The organism is Halopseudomonas maritima (genome assembly GCF_021545785.1).
In the GTDB taxonomy this organism is placed as follows: Bacteria; Pseudomonadota; Gammaproteobacteria; order Pseudomonadales; family Pseudomonadaceae; genus Halopseudomonas; species Halopseudomonas maritima.
The window spans coordinates 2,309,949-2,325,790 of the sequence record NZ_CP079801.1 but is presented as its reverse complement, the minus strand read 5'-3'; the positions used below and the strand labels follow the sequence as shown (position 1 = coordinate 2,325,790).

Below are 15,842 nucleotides of genomic sequence, written 5' to 3'. Positions count from 1 at the left end.
GACTGACCGAATAGTCACCCATCAGTCGGGCTGATACATCAGTTCCGCAGCTGCCGGGCAAAGCGCCGCGGACTGATGCCCTTCCAGCGCCGAAACGCATGCACGAAACTGGAAACCTCGCCATAGCCAAGCCGCTGTGCGACCTCGTCCAGCGACAGCCCCGGCACCCGCAGCAGCTCTTCGGCCAGCGCCTCGCGGGTTTCTTCCTGCAGCTGGCGGAAGCTGGTCTGCTCATCACTCAGGCGCCGCCGCAGGGTACGTTCGGTCAGGTGCAGCCGCGCGGCGACCGACGGCATATCCGGCAGCGCCGCGCCGCCCTCCAGCAACAGTTCGCGTACCCGCCCGGCCAGACCGTCACGCACCCGATAGCGCTGCAGCAACTGGTGACACTGCTGCTCGCAGGCCTGGCGGACCGCCGGATTGTCGCCGGGCAGGCCACGCGCCAGCAGCTCGGGATCAAGCTCCAGCAGAGTTTCCGCAGCATCGAACTGCGGCGTACATCCATAGGCTTCGGTGTACGCGCTGAGGAGTGCGGCGGGCGGCGCGGGCAGCGCCAGCTGCACCGATTTGAACGGCTGCCGGAGTCCAGTCAGCTCACGTTGAATGCGGGTGATGGCAGAGCTGTCGCGCAGCAGCAGAAAACGGCGCAATTCGGGTGCGATCCAGCTGTCGTCGACCACCAGCCAGTGGCCGCTCGCCTCCTCACGGGCCTTGATACGGCAGAAAGCGAAGGTCAGATCGATGTAGCGCAGCCCCATTTCCAGCGCCTCACCCAGCGAGGCACTGCTGAGCAGCGCATAGCCCCAGATGCCATAGCGACTCAGCTGATAGCGACGACCAGCCAGCAGGCCGAGCAGCGGCTGCTCGGGCAGGCTCTCCAACAGGTTGGCAACCACCTGCAACTCCTGCGCGGCTTCGACCTGTGCCTGTCCATCGGCCAGCGCCATGACATCCAGCCCGGTGTTCTCCAGGCATTGCTGTACCGTTAAGCCTAGCTCGGTGCCCAGCTGGGTCATCAATTGCACGCTACCGATATTGCGCAGGCGCGGCCAGGGAGGTGTCGAGGTGCTCATGGCGTGTCCGAAACTCACAATTTTTTGACCGACTATGCCATACCCGCGTCGTTAGGCAACACCTAATATGCTGACAACAGGAGGAAGCACACAATGACAAAAACACGCTCACCTGCCGCACCACTCGAAGCCATCATCATTGGCAGCGGGTTTGGCGGCCTCGGCATGGCGATCCAACTGGATCGCGCCGGCATCAGCCATTTTCTGGTGCTGGAGAAGGCCGCCGACATCGGCGGCACCTGGCGCGACAACCACTATCCGGGTTCGGGCTGCGATGTGCCCTCACACCTGTATTCCTACTCGTTTGAACCGCGTACCGACTGGCCGCACAAGTACGCACGCCAAGACGAAATCCACGCCTACATTCGCCACTGCGCAGACAAATACCACCTGCGCCAACGCATTCGGCTGAACTGCGAAGTCAGCGAGGCGCGCTTTGATTCAGGCAGCGGCTGCTGGCAGGTCACCACCGCCAGCGGCGAGACGCTGACAGCACACAACCTGATCGCCGCCACTGGCCAGCTCAACCGCCCGCTGCTGCCGAACATCGACGGGCTCGACAGCTTTGCCGGCCCGGCCTTTCATTCTGCCCAGTGGCAGCACGACGTTGACCTCAAGGGTAAGCGCGTAGCGGTGATCGGCACCGGCGCATCCGCCATCCAGTTCGTGCCGCAGATCGTGCCCGAGGTTGCCCAGCTCGATCTGTACCAGCGCAACGCCGCCTGGGTGCTGCCCAAGGATGATGCCGAGTACAGTGACAACCGCCGCCGCTGGCTCAGCCGCCTGCCAGTCCTGCACCAGCTGGACCGGCTCTGGCAGTACCTCAACCACGAGGCTCGGGCACTGGGTTTTGTGCACTTCACCTCGCTGGTCAAACGCAGCGAGAAGGCCGCCCTGCGCCATCTGCAGCGGCAGGTCACTGACCCGGCCAAGCGCGCCGCACTGACGCCGGACTACCCGATGGGCTGCAAGCGCATCCTGATCAGCAACAACTACTTCCCGGCGCTGAACCAGCCGAACGTCAGCATCGTCACCGACGGCATTGACAAGGTGGTGCCCGACGGCGTGGTGACCCGCGACGGCACCCTGCATCCGGCCGATGTGCTGATCTACGGCACCGGTTTTGCCGCCACCGAGTTTCTGGCACCGATCAAGGTCAGCGGGCTGGACGGCAAGAACCTGAACGAGACCTGGCGCGCCGGGGCCGAAGCCTACAAGGGCATGTCGATTGCCGGCTTCCCCAACCTCTATGTGCTCTACGGGCCGAACACCAACCTCGGCCACAACTCGATCATCTACATGCTGGAAAGCCAGTTCCGCTACGTCATCAACTGCATCAAGGCCAGACGCGACCGCGGGCTGCGCTATCTTGACCTGCAGCCGGAGGTACAGGTGCGCTACAACCAGAAACTGCAAGATGCCGCCCGCGACACCGTCTGGGCGCAGGGCTGCCAGAGCTGGTACCTGACCGCCGACGGCAAGCAGACCGTCAACTGGCCCGGTTTCACCTTCACCTACCGGCAGATGACCCGCAAACCCACGTGGAGCGACTATGTCCAGGTACGTTGATGAGCTGTACCAAAGCCCCGGCCAACCCGGCCTGCGCGCCGCACTGCGTGGCATGCTGAAGCTGCTGTTTCGCGGCCTGATACGCCCGCCCGTGCCCTTTGCCGTGCAGGCGTGGGTACTGCGCCTGCTGACCCTCGGCATGCCGCTGGCCAACGGCGTGACCCGCAGCGCAGAGCAGATCGCCGGACGGCCCTGCATGTGGCACCGCCCGGCTGGCGGCGGCAACGGCCGGGTGCTGCTGTATCTGCATGGCGGTGCCTTCGTCATCGGCTCACCGCAAACCCATCGTGGCATCTGCTCGGCACTGGCCAGCCGCGGCCAATTCGATGTCTGCGCGCTGGACTACCGCTTGGCTCCGGCCTACCCGGCACCCGCCGCCTGCGATGACGCGGTTATCGCCTATCAGGCGCTGCTGCAGCGGGGTTACACAGCCGAGCAGATCACCCTGATCGGCGATTCTGCCGGCGGCAACCTGGTGCTGGTCACCGTGCAGAAGCTGGCTGCACTCAAACTACCGCTGCCCGCCTCGCTGGTGTGCTTCTCGCCGGTCACCGACATGACCGCTGAGCAGTTGCACACGCCTGCAGCGGGCGATCCGCTGCTCCATCCCTCCTGGCTCGACAGCGCCCGCGACGCCTACTGCCCGGCCGGGCTGAGCCGCGCCAATCCGCTGGTGTCGCCGCTGTTCGGTCAGCTCAAGGGCTTGCCGCCATTGCTGCTGCAGGTCGGTGAAGATGAGGTACTGCTGAACGACAGCCTGCGGCTGGCTGACACCGCACGCGCCGCTGGCATGGAGGTGCGGCTGGAGCGCTATGCAGAACTCTGGCACGTCTTTCAGGCGCACGCAGGGCTGCTGCATGCCGCCGATGCGGCGCTGCAGCGGGTGGTGGACTTTGTGAACAGCGCTCAGGCCGACTCGGTAAGCTGATCCCGGTGAATGGCGTAAGGCCCCCAGGCCTGACGTACCGGCACCACTTCCAGCCGGTTGATGTTCATATGCGCAGGCAGCGCGGCGATGTAGCCGACCTGGTCGGCAATATCGTCTGCGCTCAATGGCACCGTGCCCTGATAGACCTTGTCGGCAGCGCCGGCGTCACCGGCGTTGCGCACCAGGCTGAACTCGGTCTCGGCGATGCCGGGTGCCAGGTCGGTGACCCGCACACCGGTGCCCTGCAGGTCGCAACGCAGGTTGTAAGAAAACTGCTGCACAAAGGCCTTGCTGGCACCGTAGACGTGGCTGCCCGGATACGGGTTGCCGGCGGCGGTGGAGCCGATGTTGATGATGGTTGCACCGCTGCCCCAGGCGATCAGCTTGGGCAGCACCGCGTGGGTGACGTTGACCAGCCCGGTGATGTTGGTGTCGATCATGGTGTGCAAATCGCTCAGCTCAACCGCCTGCGCCGGGCCCGGCGCCAGCGCCAGCCCGGCGTTGTTGACCAGCACCTGAATGCCGGAAAACGGCTCCGGCAGTTCATCGATAGCGCGCTGCACGGCGATGGCATCGCGTACGTCCAGCTGCAGCGGCAACACGCTGGTCAGCTCACTGAGTTCATCAGCCAACGCCTGCAGCCGCTCCAATCGGCGACCACAGAGAATCAGCGGCCAGCCCTGTCGCGCCAGACAGCGCGCGCTGGCGGCGCCAAACCCGGAGGTCGCGCCGGTAATCAATACTGCACCTTGCATGGGTAAATCCTGTTCTTAATGAGATCACTAGCCGCAGTGGAAAGCGTCGGCGAGGCCACCGGCGCGTCGACAACTGCTAGCGCCTCTCCTCACGAATAAAGGGTTCCCCCAACGCCCCGGGCTGGCTGCTGCTGTCGCGGCTGGCCAGCGCTACCCAGATCATCACCCCGAGGGTGACGGCGTAGGGGGTCATAAATACGAAGTACTGCGGCAGGCGAATACCGGAGGCGGCCATCTGCGGAATCAGCGCCTCGATACAGCCAAACAGCACGGCACCGGCCAGCGCCTTCCACGGCGCCCAGCGAGCAAAAATCACCAGCGCCACGGCAATCCAGCCGCGACCACCAACCATATCGGCGATCCACATCTTGGTGCTCAGCACCGAGATGTATGCACCGGCCAGACCGATCAGCATGGAGCCGGCGACGATGGCGGCGCAGCGATAACCCAGCACCGGAATACCGGCGGCATCCGCTGCCTGCGGGTTCTCGCCGACCGCGCGCAGTCGCAGGCCCAGCACACTGCGATTGAGCACCAGCACCACCGCAAGGAAGATCAGCGGCGTGATGAATACCAGCGGGTTCTGCACAAACAGCTTGCCCACCACCGGCAACTCGGAGAATGGCCATAGCGACACCGCCTTCAACCCGGCAACCGGCTTGTTGGTCCAATCCAGCAGGGTGCCGAGCAACCCGGTCAAGCCTTGGCAGAAAAACACCAGCGCCAGCCCGGCGATCACCTGATTGATGCGCATCACCAGCACCATCAGAGCAAACAGCAGCGAGACAAAACCGGCTGCGCACATCGCCAGAATCAATGCCCATACCGTCGCGCCGCCGGTCATCAGCGAGGCGCCGATGCCCGCCAGCGCGCCCACCAGCATCAAACCTTCAGCCCCCAGCGCCAGCACTCCGGTGCGCTCGATCACGATCAGCCCCAGGGCCGCCAGCGCGAAGGGCACGGCGAAGTCGGGAATGTTGCCAATCCAGCTTGCAATCATGTCCATCAGACCTGCCCTCCCTGAATGCGGCGAATCCGGTGACGGATAAAGAACTCCGACGACGCCACGCAGATCACCAGAATCGCCTGAATCAACTGCACCATCGAGAACGGAATCTGATAGAACACCTGCAGACTGCGCCCGGCGACAAACAGCGTGGCCACCAGCACCGCCACCACGGTCGCGGCGATTGGCTGATTGCGCGCCAGAAAGGCGATCAGAATCCCGGAAAAGCCATAACCGGCGTAGAAGGAATGGGTCAGTCGCCCTTCCTGCCCGGCGGTAATCATCAGCCCGGCAAGGCCCGCCAGCGCCCCGGACAGCAGCACCGTGCCGAGGATCACCCGCTTGACCGGCACGCCGACCGCACGCGCCACACCCGGGCTGCTGTCGACAAAGCGCAGGTACAGGCCAGCGCGCGAGATGCCGGTAAACCACAGCACAAACAGCGCGACCACTAGGGCCAGCACCACCGCCAGACTGACGCCATCGAACAGCTCAGGCAGGCGCTCGAACACCTTGTACTGCGGCGAATACGGGAAGGAATCGCGCGGGTCTTTCCAGCTGCCGTAAACCAGATGCAGCAGGAAGTTGATCGCAATGTAGTTGAGCATCAGCGTGGAGATGATCTCGTTGACCTTCAGGTGCAGCTTGAGCAGTACCGGCGCCAGCGCCCAGAGCAGGCCGCAGGCCATGGCGCACACCATCATCAGCGGCAGACGCAGTGACGGCGGCCCGATCTCGAACAGTGAAACGGCGGTCGCGCCAATCGCGCCCCAGATCATCTGGCCTTCCAGCCCGAGGTTCCAGAACCGCGCACGAAACGCCAGACAGCCCGCCAGACCAACCATGATCAGCGGCGCAGCCTGAAACAGCACCGCACGCAGACTCTGGCTGTCGAACAGGGTAAGGATGACAAACTCATTAAGCAGCTCACCGGCCGGCACCCCGGCGCTGACCAGAATCGCCGCCGAGATCAGCATGCCGACTACCAATGCCAGCGCGATGACCAGCGCCTGCCAGTACCAGGCCATCTGCTGGCGTACTTCAAGGGTGTACCGGCGCGCCAGCAGCGGTTGAAAATTCGTTGTATCAAACATGATTCACCATGGCCTGCCCGATTGCCTGGCGGTCTGCCGGTTGGGCAAACTCGCCGATGATACGTCCTGCCGACATCACGCCAATGCGGTCTGCCAGCGCCATCACTTCGTCCAGGTCTTCACTGATCAGCAACACCGCAGCGCCGGCATCACGCGCGCTGCGCAGCCGTTCGTGCACCGCCAGGGTGGCGCGCACATCCAGCCCGCGGCTGGGGCTATGCACGATGACCAGTTGCGGGGGGCGGGCAAACTCGCGGGCAATCACCAGCTTCTGCGCGTTGCCGCCCGACAGCAGCGCCGCTTTCTGTTGCAGCGAGCGCACGCCCTGCACATCGAACTCGGCGACTGCGGCGGCAGTGTCGGCTTCAATTCGCTTGCGGCGCAGGAACCAGAACGGCCCGTAGCGCCCGCTATGCACATCGCCCATGGCAAAGTTGTCGCTGATCGACAACGGCGCGGCGAGCGCCGAGCTGTAGCGGTCGGCGGGAATACAGGCGATGCCCAGTTCACGGCGACGGGCCGCGCTGAGACTGCGCAAATCGCCCTCGCCACTCAGCTCCATCTCGCCAGTTACCGGTTCCGGCAGGCCCATCAAGGCGCCGGCCAGCTCACTCTGACCGTTGCCGCCCACACCGGCGATACCGTAAATCTCGCCAGCTCGCAGGGTCAGGTTCACACCCCGCAGCACCGGCGCATCACCACTGGAGCGCAGTTCGGTAACCGCTAGCCGTACCTCGCCCGCCTCTCGGCTAGCCGGAATTTGCGGCGGTGTCGGTGCGTCACCCACGGTCAGTTTGACCAGCTCACCGACCGACACGGTCTGCGGCTTGAGACTGGCGACCGTCGAGCCTGTGCGCATCACCGTCACCTGATCGGCGTAGCGCATCACGTCATTCATCTTGTGCGTCACCAGGATCACGGCAGCGCCTTCCTGATGCGCGAAATTCTGGACCGTGGTCAGCAGGTTCTCTGCCTCCGCATCGGTCAACACCGCGGTGGGTTCATCGAGAATCAGGATGCGGGCGCCCGCCAGCAATACCTTGAGAATCTCGACCCGTTGCTGCTCGGCCACCGACAGTTGATCCACCCGTGCATGGGGCTCAATGCTGAACCCCAGGCTGGCGGCCATGGCCGTGATCTGCTCGGCAACCTGCGCCAGCCGCTGCCGGTAAGTACCGGTTTGCAGGTTACGCAGGCCGAGCAGAATGTTCTCTGCCACGGTGAAGGGTTTCACCAGTTTGAAGTGCTGGTGCACCATGCCGATGCCCTGGGCTGCGGCATCCAGCGGCCCATTCAGCCGCACGGCATTATCGTCAATGAACAGCGACCCGGTTTCCGGCGCATACAGCCCGGCGGCAATGTTCATCAGCGACGACTTGCCTGCGCCGTTCTCGCCCAGCAGGGCATGCACTTCGCCCCACCGAGCGGTAAAGGACGCCTCGGACAGTGCCTTGAAGCCATCAAAGGACTTGCTGACGCTGTCCAGCCGGATCGCGTTCTGGTTACTCATTGCTGGGTAATCACTCCCTTGACGAACCAGTCCATGGACCACAGTTCACCGTCGGACAGTGCTTCACCTTCCGCCGCCTTGACGTTGCCGTCACGGTCAGCAATCGGGCCGGCGTAGATCAGCTTCTCGCCGTTCAGCAGCTCCTCACGGGCGGCCATGATCTTGGCTTTCTCTTCTTCATCGATACCCTTGCCGCAGCAGGATACGTCGGTACCGCCCTGCTCCATCGACAGCAGCGCACCGTTCTCCGCCGGGACCCAGTTGCCGGCCATGATTTTCTTCAGCTCAGGCGCCAGGAAGCGATCCCAGACCCAGACCGAGGAACATACAGTGGCCTCAGGGGCGAACTCGCTCATGTCACGGTGGTGACCGGTGCCATAGACGCCGCGCTCCTGGGCAACGATCTGCGGGGTCGGGCTATCCACGTGCTGGCCGATGACGTCAGCGCCCTGGTCGATCAGTGCGGTTGCTGCCGCGCGCTCCTTAACCGGGTCGTTCCAGGCGCCGGTGTAAATCACGGTGACGGTCGCGTCCGGATTCATCTGCTGCGCGCCCATGGCGAAGGCGTTGACGGTCCAGTTCACCTGGCCGAAGGGGTTGGCGGCAACGAAGCCCAGCTTGCCGGTTTCAGACGCAGCGCCGGCAGCCATGCCGCACAGGTACTGGCTCTCGTAGGTACGACCGTAGAAGGATTCCAGGTTGTGCGAGTAAGTGGTGCCGGAGCCGTTCAGGAAGGCCACTTCCGGGTACTTGTCGGCCAGTTCCTTGAAGGTGTCGGAGTAACCGAAGGCGGTGCCGATGATGATGTTGGCACCACGCTGAATCAGCCGCTCAACGGTCGGTTTGATCGCCGAGGCGGTCTCCGGCACGCTTTCCACGTACTGAATCTTCTGGCCGATGTCGCCTTCCAGACGCTGACGCGCCTCATCGAAAGCCTGAGTCCAGCCGCCGTCGTTGCGCGGGCTGATGTAGAGCATGGCGATCTTCGCCGGGCCGGTCAGGGTAAATCCGCCTTCCTCGGCAGCAGCCAGGGTCGGCAGGCCGCAGGCGGCCAGGGCGCATACCGCGCCCGCAATCAGTTTTTTCATTGCCAAAGTCCTTCTTGCGATCAGGTGGTGTGACTACATCATGTGGTTGATACGGAACACGTTGCCTTCCGGGTCCATCAGCACCGCCTGATACCAGTTGTAATAGGTGGTATACGGCGGCTTGATCAGGGTGGCGCCCGCCTCGACGGCGATCGGCACCATCCGGTCGACCTCCGCTGGGCTGTCGACGTCGATGTTGAGCAGAAACTTGCAGCCAGCCGTGTCGGAGTGCTCGGCCAGATGCAACAGCTCGTAGGCATCCGGCGCGTTGAAACCGATGCAGCAGGTGCCGGCATCCAGGCCGACGAAAATTGGCGAGCGAATCGACTTCACTTCCGGGAAATCGAACACCCGCTGGTAGAAGCCGCTGAGCGCCTCGATATCGCGGGCGAAAACGTTGACGTAGGAGAGCTTGCTCATATCAGGCCACCTTGCTGCCGCCGAAGGTCGTCTGGCGGACGAACTTGGATTTGAGGTGGTCGCCCGAGGAGACCGGCGCGTAGAGCGGCTTCTCGCCTTCAGACAGGCAGCTCGGCAGACACTCGACCATGACGTCGTAGTTGGGCTGATGGAAGAACACCAGCGACTGGCGCTGCTGATCACCGGCGGCGTCTTCCGGCGGGTTGATCACGCGGTGCAGGGTCGAGATCCACTGGTCGTTGGTCCACTGCATCATCAGGTCGCCGATGTTGACCACAAAGCCGTCTTCAACAAAGGGCACATCGACCCACTCGCCGTCGCGGTTGCAGACCTGCAGGCCACCCAGCGCGCCGTCGGGTTTGACGATGGTCAGGCTGCCGTAATCGGTGTGTGCACCGGCGCGCAGCTGGCCTTCCTCGATACCCTCTTTCAGGTGCGGGTAACGCAGGCTGCGGAACATGCTGATGTGCTTGTCGATCTTGTCGTCGAAGAAGGTTTCCGGCAGCTCCAGCGCCAGCGCAAAGATGCGCATCAGCGAACGGGCCAGATCACCCATCGCCGCAAAGTACTCGGCGTAGGCCTCCTGAAAACCGGGCAGCGCCGGCGGCCAGACATTCGGCGCAAAGTGCGGGCCGGCCATGTCTTCGGAGTAGTAGGGCTCGGCCGGCACATCGGTCGGGCCAATAGAGAAGGATTCCTTGAGGTCGCCCGGCGCCGCTTCTTCCATCGAATAGGACAGGCTTTCTTCAGCGACCGCGCTGTACCCACGGACCATGTCCGGACGCGGACGATCCGCCTTGCGCTTGTCTGCCATGGGCAGGTCAAAGAACTGTGAAGTCAGGGCATACACCCGTTCGATCAATTCCTTGGGAATCTGGTGCTCGGTAATGACCAGAAATCCGATATCGCGACAAGCCTGATTGACCGCTTTGGCCACCTCAGCCTTACCTTCGGCCGTCCCGCCGAAATAGGGCCCTAGATCGATGATGGGAACGTATTGAAGCGTCATACAACCGTTTCCTCCAAGTGGAGCTCAGCGCGAGCGCTGAGCAGAAGAAGCGGCACGCGAACCCGGTTCGACGCGCCATTTTCCAATCAGCGGAGACGTTTGCAGCAACTATGCCAAAAAGTTTTTTTGCTTAAAAAACAGATAGATAATGAAAAAAGACCGCTTATTTTGGAACAAACGGTCTGATCTAGAGCACTCGGTTTGTGCGTTTAGCCCGAAAACAGGGCGAGGATATCGGTGCAGATCAAAAACGCGGAGCAACGCCCTGCAGCACCAGCGCCTTGAGATTGGTCAGCGTCTCGGCAAAGAAGGCCGGATCGTCCAGAGTGCGGCCGGCGACCGCCTCAACCTGGGTGCGGAAGTCGGCGTAATGCTGAGTCATGGCCCACAGCGAAAAGATCAGGTGATGCGGCTCGATGGGCGCGAGCTTGCCCGCCTCGACCCAGGCGTTTATCACGCTGACCTTGGACTCGACAATCTCACGCAAGGAGCCCTGCAGTTCACCCAGCAGCAGCGGCGCCCCCTGAATGACCTCCAGGCAGAACAACCGCGACTCGGCCGGATGGTCACGCGACAGCTCCAGCTTCACGCGCAGGTAATCGCCGATGGCCTCGGCCGGGTCCTGCTCGACGCTAAAGGCCTTGAGCGGACGGAGCCAGACATCCATCAGCTGACGCAGGACATTAACGTACAGGTCTTCTTTGGAGGCGAAGTAGTACAGCAGGTTGGTCTTGGACACGTCCGCCTGGCTGGCCACCTGATCCAGACTGGTGCCGTGCAGTCCATAGCGGGAAAACACGTCCAGCGCCGCCTCCATGATGGCGCTGCGCTTACTCTCCATCTGCCGCTTGCGGCGGTTCAGCGTAGCCTCACTGGGCACCCGGCTGCGCGCCTTGGGCTTTTTGGCAGGAACGGCAGAACGCGGGATCTGTTTACTCACGGAGAGGTCGGCCTCGTAGTCGATTGGCGCATTCTAACCTCCACCGTAGCGGGAAACTCAAGCCCCAAAATGGGCACCGATGCAGCGCTCGACGCACAAACCAAGTGCTCTAGTTCGGACTAAATGGTCCAATTTAAATCATCAAAACCACTCAACCCATTGATTTAGATAACTAAAAAAAACATGGCCTGGATTGTGCTTTTTCCCAGCTCAGCGGCCGGCTGTGTGCGCCGACCTTCTGAACACATGGAATACGGAGTGCAACCCAATGAATGTAGGTATCTTTATCCCCATCGGTAACAACGGCTGGCTGATCTCCAGGAACGCACCGCAGTACATGCCAACCTTTGACCTGAACAAGGCCATTGTGCAGCGCGCCGAGCATTACGGCTTGGAATTTGCGCTGTCGATGATCAAGCTGCGCGGCTTTGGCGGCGAGACCGAATTCTGGGAACACAACCTCGAATCCTTCACGCTGATGGCCGGTCTGGCCGCCGTCACCGAGCGCATCCAGCTGTTCGCCACGGCCGCTACCCTGACCCTGCCACCGGCCATCGTTGCGCGCATGGCCTCGACCATCGATTCGATCTCCAACGGCCGCTTCGGCGTCAACCTGGTGACCGGCTGGCAGAAGCCGGAATACAGCCAGATGGGCCTGTGGCCCGGCGATGAGTTCTTCTCCAGCCGCTATGACTACCTCGGCGAATACGCCACCGTACTGCGCGACCTGTGGACCACCGGCAGCAGCGACTTCAAGGGCGAGCACTTCCAGATGGACGACTGCCGCGTCAGCCCCAAACCCCAGGCCGACATGAAAGTCATCTGCGCCGGGCAGAGCGAGGCCGGCATGGCCTTCACCGCCAAGTACGCCGACTACAACTTCTGCTTCGGCAAGGGCGTGAATACCCCGACCGCCTTTGCCCCGACCGTCGAGCGCCTGGTCAAGGCCACCGAAGAAAGCGGCCGTGACGTCACCTCCTGCGCGCTGTTCATGGTGATCGCCGATGAAACCGACGAAGCCGCCCGCGCCCGCTGGGAGCACTACAAGGACGGTGCCGACCACGAAGCCATTGCCTGGCTGGGCGAGCAAGGCGCCGCCGACACCAAGTCCAAGGGCGACACCAACATCCGTCAGATGGCCGATCCTACCTCTGCGGTGAACATCAACATGGGCACGCTAGTTGGCTCCTACGAGAGCGTCGCCCGCATGCTCGACGAAGTCGCCACCGTACCCGGCAACAGCGGCGTGATGCTGACCTTCGACGACTTCATCAAGGGCATCGAAGACTTCGGCAGCAAGATCCAGCCGCTGATGAAGAGCCGCCAACACGTAACCAACGAGATGCTGGAGAGCGCGTGATGAACAGCCTGACCAAACCTGTTGTCGGTCATGCACCGGTACGCAATAACCCGACCGATGTGATTCTGCCCGCGCGCCCCGAGTCGCTGGCGATCAACAGCGGCGAGACCGCGCTGATCGTAGTCGACATGCAGAACGCCTACTCGACCAAGGGCGGCTATCTGGATCTGGCCGGCTTTGATGTCTCCAGCACCGGGCCGGTGATCGAGCAGATCGCCCGCGCCATCGAAGCGGCCCGCGCCGCCGGCGTGCAGGTGATCTTCTTCCAGAACGGCTGGGACAGCGAGTACGCCGAAGCCGGTGGCCCTGGCTCGCCGAACTGGCACAAGTCGAACGCACTGAAGACCATGCGCAAGAACCCGGAACTGCAGGGCAAGCTGCTGGCCAAGGGCACCTGGGACTACGATCTGGTCGACGCCCTGCAGCCGCAGCCGGGCGACCTTGTGGTGCCAAAACCGCGCTACAGCGGCTTCTTCAACACCGCTTTCGACAGCCTGCTGCGCGCCCGCGGCATCCGCAATCTGGTGTTCACCGGCATCGCCACCAACGTCTGCGTGGAGTCCACCCTGCGCGACGGTTTCTTCCTCGAATACTTCGGCGTGGTACTGGCCGACGCCACCCATCAGGCCGGACCGGAGTTCGTCCAGCAGGCCTCGCTGTACAACATCGAAACCTTCTTTGGCTGGGTCAGCACAGTCGACGATTTCTGCAGCGCCCTGACCACTTCCGCTACCCAAGGAGCATCCGCATGAGCAAGCAAACCGTACTCCCCGCCGGCACCGGCAAACCGCTGGCCCCCTACGTTCCGGGCTCGATGGCCGATGGCATTCTCTACGTCTCCGGCACCCTGCCCTTCGACAAGGACAACAACGTGGTGCATGTCGGCGACGCGACAGCGCAAACCCGCCACGTGCTGGAAACCATCAAAGGCGTGGTCGAGGAAGCCGGCGGCACCATGGATGACGTCACCTTCAACATGATCATGCTGCGCGACTGGAGCGATTACGCCGCGATCAACACCGTCTACGCCGAGTACTTCCCGGGCGAAAAGCCGGCGCGCTATTGCATCCAGTGCGGTCTGGTAAAGCCGGACGCGCTGATCGAAATCGCCAGCATCGCCCACGTCGGCTGAGGCCACGGCCGTGATGCATATCGAAATCCACGGCCGGCGTGATGCCGACGCCCCGACGCTGGTGTTCAGCTCGGGGCTCGGCGGCGCGGCGCACTTCTGGATGCCACAACTGGATGATCTGACCAGCGACTATCGCGTGGTCCTGTACGACCAGCTCGGCACCGGCAAGAGCCCTGCAGCGCTGCCCGCCGATTACAGCATCGACGCCATGGCCAGCGAGCTGCGCACGCTGCTCGCCAGCCACGGCATCGGCGACTATCACCTGATCGGCCATGCCCTCGGCGGGCTGGTCGGTTTGGCGCTGGCCATCCAGCAGGCGCCGGGGCTGCGCAGCCTGACGCTGATGAACGCCTGGTCGCGGGTCAGCCCGCACACCGCGCGCTGCTTCTCGGTACGCAAGCAATTGCTGGCCAGCAGCGGCCCGACTGCCTACGTCGAGGCGCAGGCGCTGTTTCTCTACCCGCCGGACTGGATTGCCGCCAACATCGAGCAGTTGCAAATCGACGACCGCAAGCACGTGGCCGGCTTTCCGCCGACCGACAATCTGCTGCGCCGCATTGCCGCCCTGCAGGCGTTTGCGCCCGATGCGCAGGCGCTGGCCAACATCCGCCAGCCGACGCTGCTGATCGCCAACCGCGACGACATGCTGGTGCCCTGGCAGTGCTCACGAGAGCTTGCCGAACAACTGCCGAACGCCCACCTGCAATGCTTTGACTACGGCGGCCACGCCTCCAGCGTGACCTGCCCGGACACCATCAATACGACGCTCAGGCGCTTTCTTGCCAGCGTCATTCACGACACCGAATACGCCGCCTGAGTGAGGGCAACCATGTACGAAGAACCACTGGATCAAACCGTCTTGGCGCAACTGTTTACCGAGGCCCGCAGCCACAACGGCTGGCTGGATCAGCCGGTGCCAGACAGCCTGCTGGAAGCTATCTACAACCTGACCAAGATGGGCCCGACCTCGGCCAACTGCAGCCCGGCGCGCTTTGTGTTCGTGCGCACCCGTCAGGGCAAGGAGCTGCTCAAGCCCTGCCTGTCATCCGGCAACCTGGAAAAGACCATGAGCGCGCCGGTCACCGTGATCGTCGCCTATGACTCGCGCTTCTACGACGCGCTGCCCGAGCTGTTCCCGCATGCCGACGCACGCAGCTGGTTCACCGGCAGCCCGGAAATGATTTACGAAACCGCGTTTCGCAACAGCTCGATGCAGGCCGCCTACTTCATCATGGCCGCACGCAGCCTGGGACTCGACACCGGGCCGATGTCCGGCTTTGACCCCAAGGCGCTGGACGCCGCGTTTTTCAGCGACAGCCACTGGAAGTCCAACCTGTTGATCAACCTCGGTTACGGCGACAGCAGCAAGGTGTTTGATCGTCTGCCGCGTCTGGCCTACTCCAAGGCCTGCATTCTTACCTGAAGGAGCCCGTCATGCTCGCAGCCAAGATAGTGGAACCCATGCCTACCCCGGTCACCAAAGACGCTTTCCGCAACGCCATGTCGGTGCTGGCATCGGCCGTCAACGTGGTCACCACCGATGGCCCTGCCGGTCGCGCCGGCTTTACCGCCACCGCCGTGTGCAGTGTGTCGGACGAACCGCCAAGCCTGCTGGTCTGCCTGAATCGCAGCGCATCGGTCTACGACATCTTTCAGACCAACGACCACCTGTGCGTGAACACGCTGACCTGCGGTCAGCAGGCGCTGTCCAACCTGTTCGGTGGCAAGACGGCGATGGATGAGCGCTTTGCCAGTGCCCAGTGGAGTACCGACGTCAGCGGTGCGCCGATGCTGGATGACGCACTGATCAACTTTGATTGCCGCATCAGCAACCGCGTTGTTGCCGGCAGCCACGACATTCTGATCTGCGAGATTCTGGCGATCCGCCAGCGCGAAAGCGGCGACGGTCTGGTCTACTTTCAGCGTCGTTACTGCCAACCGGTCTGAGCAAGCACTAC

Annotated in this window: 17 protein-coding genes; 8 read left to right on the top strand and 9 right to left on the bottom strand. The window is 63.0% G+C overall.

Annotated elements, in window-relative coordinates; all coding sequences use genetic code 11:
* Window positions 1-38: 38 nt before the first annotated feature.
* Complete coding sequence (locus HV822_RS10730) at window positions 39-1,073, bottom strand: AraC family transcriptional regulator (RefSeq protein ID WP_238869980.1); 1,035 nt, start codon at window positions 1,071-1,073, stop codon at window positions 39-41.
* 93 nt (window positions 1,074-1,166) lie between these two features.
* Between HV822_RS10730 and HV822_RS10725 the strand changes: the two genes are divergently transcribed.
* Together HV822_RS10725 and HV822_RS10720 are read left to right on the top strand one after the other, a co-directional pair.
* Window positions 1,167-2,642 carry a flavin-containing monooxygenase gene (locus HV822_RS10725; RefSeq protein WP_238869979.1) on the top strand — a complete coding sequence of 492 codons (1,476 nt, stop codon included), beginning with the start codon at window positions 1,167-1,169 and terminating at the stop codon, window positions 2,640-2,642.
* Window positions 2,626-3,570, top strand: coding sequence for an alpha/beta hydrolase (locus tag HV822_RS10720; RefSeq protein ID WP_238869978.1), 945 nt, complete (start codon window positions 2,626-2,628; stop codon window positions 3,568-3,570). The genes HV822_RS10725 and HV822_RS10720 overlap by 17 nt, the downstream gene beginning before the upstream one ends.
* Here HV822_RS10720 and HV822_RS10715 read toward each other — a convergent pair.
* The 8 genes from HV822_RS10715 to rutR form a co-directional block, all read right to left on the bottom strand.
* Window positions 3,549-4,325, bottom strand: coding sequence for an SDR family NAD(P)-dependent oxidoreductase (locus HV822_RS10715; RefSeq protein ID WP_238869977.1), 777 nt, complete (start codon window positions 4,323-4,325; stop codon window positions 3,549-3,551). The genes HV822_RS10720 and HV822_RS10715 overlap by 22 nt on opposite strands.
* A 76-nt stretch (window positions 4,326-4,401) precedes the next feature.
* Window positions 4,402-5,331, bottom strand: coding sequence for an ABC transporter permease (locus tag HV822_RS10710; protein WP_238869976.1), 930 nt, complete (start codon window positions 5,329-5,331; stop codon window positions 4,402-4,404).
* Complete coding sequence (locus HV822_RS10705) at window positions 5,331-6,425, bottom strand: ABC transporter permease (protein ID WP_238869975.1); 1,095 nt, start codon at window positions 6,423-6,425, stop codon at window positions 5,331-5,333. The genes HV822_RS10710 and HV822_RS10705 overlap by 1 nt, the downstream gene beginning before the upstream one ends.
* On the bottom strand, window positions 6,418-7,935 hold the full coding sequence (locus HV822_RS10700; RefSeq protein WP_238869974.1) for an ABC transporter ATP-binding protein: 1,518 nt from the start codon (window positions 7,933-7,935) through the stop codon (window positions 6,418-6,420). The genes HV822_RS10705 and HV822_RS10700 overlap by 8 nt, the downstream gene beginning before the upstream one ends.
* On the bottom strand, window positions 7,932-9,023 hold the full coding sequence (locus tag HV822_RS10695; RefSeq protein WP_238869973.1) for a BMP family ABC transporter substrate-binding protein: 1,092 nt from the start codon (window positions 9,021-9,023) through the stop codon (window positions 7,932-7,934). The genes HV822_RS10700 and HV822_RS10695 overlap by 4 nt, the downstream gene beginning before the upstream one ends.
* Window positions 9,024-9,056: 33 nt before the next feature.
* On the bottom strand, window positions 9,057-9,443 hold the full coding sequence (locus HV822_RS10690; protein ID WP_238869972.1) for a VOC family protein: 387 nt from the start codon (window positions 9,441-9,443) through the stop codon (window positions 9,057-9,059).
* Window position 9,444: 1 nt separating this feature from the next.
* Window positions 9,445-10,452, bottom strand: coding sequence for an isopenicillin N synthase family dioxygenase (locus HV822_RS10685; protein ID WP_238869971.1), 1,008 nt, complete (start codon window positions 10,450-10,452; stop codon window positions 9,445-9,447).
* Window positions 10,453-10,696: 244 nt separating this feature from the next.
* Window positions 10,697-11,293: an HTH-type transcriptional regulator RutR gene (gene rutR, locus HV822_RS10680; protein WP_238873588.1), complete on the bottom strand. Its 597-nt coding sequence runs from the start codon at window positions 11,291-11,293 to the stop codon at window positions 10,697-10,699.
* A 367-nt stretch (window positions 11,294-11,660) separates the two neighbouring features.
* Here rutR and rutA point away from each other — a divergent pair, with 367 nt between their 5' ends.
* The 6 genes from rutA to rutF are packed head-to-tail and all read left to right on the top strand — an operon-like array spanning window position 11,661 to window position 15,831.
* Complete coding sequence (gene rutA / locus HV822_RS10675) at window positions 11,661-12,752, top strand: pyrimidine utilization protein A (RefSeq protein ID WP_238869970.1); 1,092 nt, start codon at window positions 11,661-11,663, stop codon at window positions 12,750-12,752.
* Window positions 12,752-13,504, top strand: coding sequence for a pyrimidine utilization protein B (gene rutB / locus HV822_RS10670; protein ID WP_238869969.1), 753 nt, complete (start codon window positions 12,752-12,754; stop codon window positions 13,502-13,504). The genes rutA and rutB overlap by 1 nt, the downstream gene beginning before the upstream one ends.
* Entirely contained in the window at window positions 13,501-13,884 is a 384-nt protein-coding gene (rutC, locus tag HV822_RS10665) for a pyrimidine utilization protein C (RefSeq protein ID WP_238869968.1), read from the top strand. The genes rutB and rutC overlap by 4 nt, the downstream gene beginning before the upstream one ends.
* 13 nt (window positions 13,885-13,897) lie before the next feature.
* Window positions 13,898-14,701, top strand: a complete 804-nt coding sequence (gene rutD / locus HV822_RS10660; RefSeq protein ID WP_238873587.1) for a pyrimidine utilization protein D — start codon at window positions 13,898-13,900, stop codon at window positions 14,699-14,701.
* 12 nt (window positions 14,702-14,713) lie between these two features.
* The gene (locus HV822_RS10655) at window positions 14,714-15,307 is read left to right on the top strand and encodes a malonic semialdehyde reductase (RefSeq protein ID WP_238869967.1); all 594 of its coding nucleotides are present in this window, start codon (window positions 14,714-14,716) and stop codon (window positions 15,305-15,307) included.
* An 11-nt stretch (window positions 15,308-15,318) separates the two neighbouring features.
* On the top strand, window positions 15,319-15,831 hold the full coding sequence (gene rutF / locus HV822_RS10650; RefSeq protein ID WP_238869966.1) for an NADH-dependent FMN reductase RutF: 513 nt from the start codon (window positions 15,319-15,321) through the stop codon (window positions 15,829-15,831).
* Window positions 15,832-15,842 lie beyond the last annotated feature (11 nt).

Coding starts and splice junctions, on each gene's coding strand:
- HV822_RS10720 (WP_238869978.1), top strand. CDS start 2,626: ATGTCCAGGTACGTTGATGAGCTGTACCAAAGCCCCGGCCAACCCGGC.
- HV822_RS10725 (WP_238869979.1), top strand. CDS start 1,167: ATGACAAAAACACGCTCACCTGCCGCACCACTCGAAGCCATCATCATT.
- rutR (WP_238873588.1), bottom strand. CDS start 11,293: ATGGAGAGTAAGCGCAGCGCCATCATGGAGGCGGCGCTGGACGTGTTT.
- HV822_RS10695 (WP_238869973.1), bottom strand. CDS start 9,023: ATGAAAAAACTGATTGCGGGCGCGGTATGCGCCCTGGCCGCCTGCGGC.
- rutB (WP_238869969.1), top strand. CDS start 12,752: ATGAACAGCCTGACCAAACCTGTTGTCGGTCATGCACCGGTACGCAAT.
- rutF (WP_238869966.1), top strand. CDS start 15,319: ATGCTCGCAGCCAAGATAGTGGAACCCATGCCTACCCCGGTCACCAAA.
- HV822_RS10655 (WP_238869967.1), top strand. CDS start 14,714: ATGTACGAAGAACCACTGGATCAAACCGTCTTGGCGCAACTGTTTACC.
- HV822_RS10690 (WP_238869972.1), bottom strand. CDS start 9,443: ATGAGCAAGCTCTCCTACGTCAACGTTTTCGCCCGCGATATCGAGGCG.
- HV822_RS10700 (WP_238869974.1), bottom strand. CDS start 7,935: ATGAGTAACCAGAACGCGATCCGGCTGGACAGCGTCAGCAAGTCCTTT.
- HV822_RS10705 (WP_238869975.1), bottom strand. CDS start 6,425: ATGTTTGATACAACGAATTTTCAACCGCTGCTGGCGCGCCGGTACACC.
- HV822_RS10710 (WP_238869976.1), bottom strand. CDS start 5,331: ATGGACATGATTGCAAGCTGGATTGGCAACATTCCCGACTTCGCCGTG.
- rutD (WP_238873587.1), top strand. CDS start 13,898: ATGCATATCGAAATCCACGGCCGGCGTGATGCCGACGCCCCGACGCTG.
- HV822_RS10715 (WP_238869977.1), bottom strand. CDS start 4,325: ATGCAAGGTGCAGTATTGATTACCGGCGCGACCTCCGGGTTTGGCGCC.
- HV822_RS10730 (WP_238869980.1), bottom strand. CDS start 1,073: ATGAGCACCTCGACACCTCCCTGGCCGCGCCTGCGCAATATCGGTAGC.
- HV822_RS10685 (WP_238869971.1), bottom strand. CDS start 10,452: ATGACGCTTCAATACGTTCCCATCATCGATCTAGGGCCCTATTTCGGC.
- rutA (WP_238869970.1), top strand. CDS start 11,661: ATGAATGTAGGTATCTTTATCCCCATCGGTAACAACGGCTGGCTGATC.
- rutC (WP_238869968.1), top strand. CDS start 13,501: ATGAGCAAGCAAACCGTACTCCCCGCCGGCACCGGCAAACCGCTGGCC.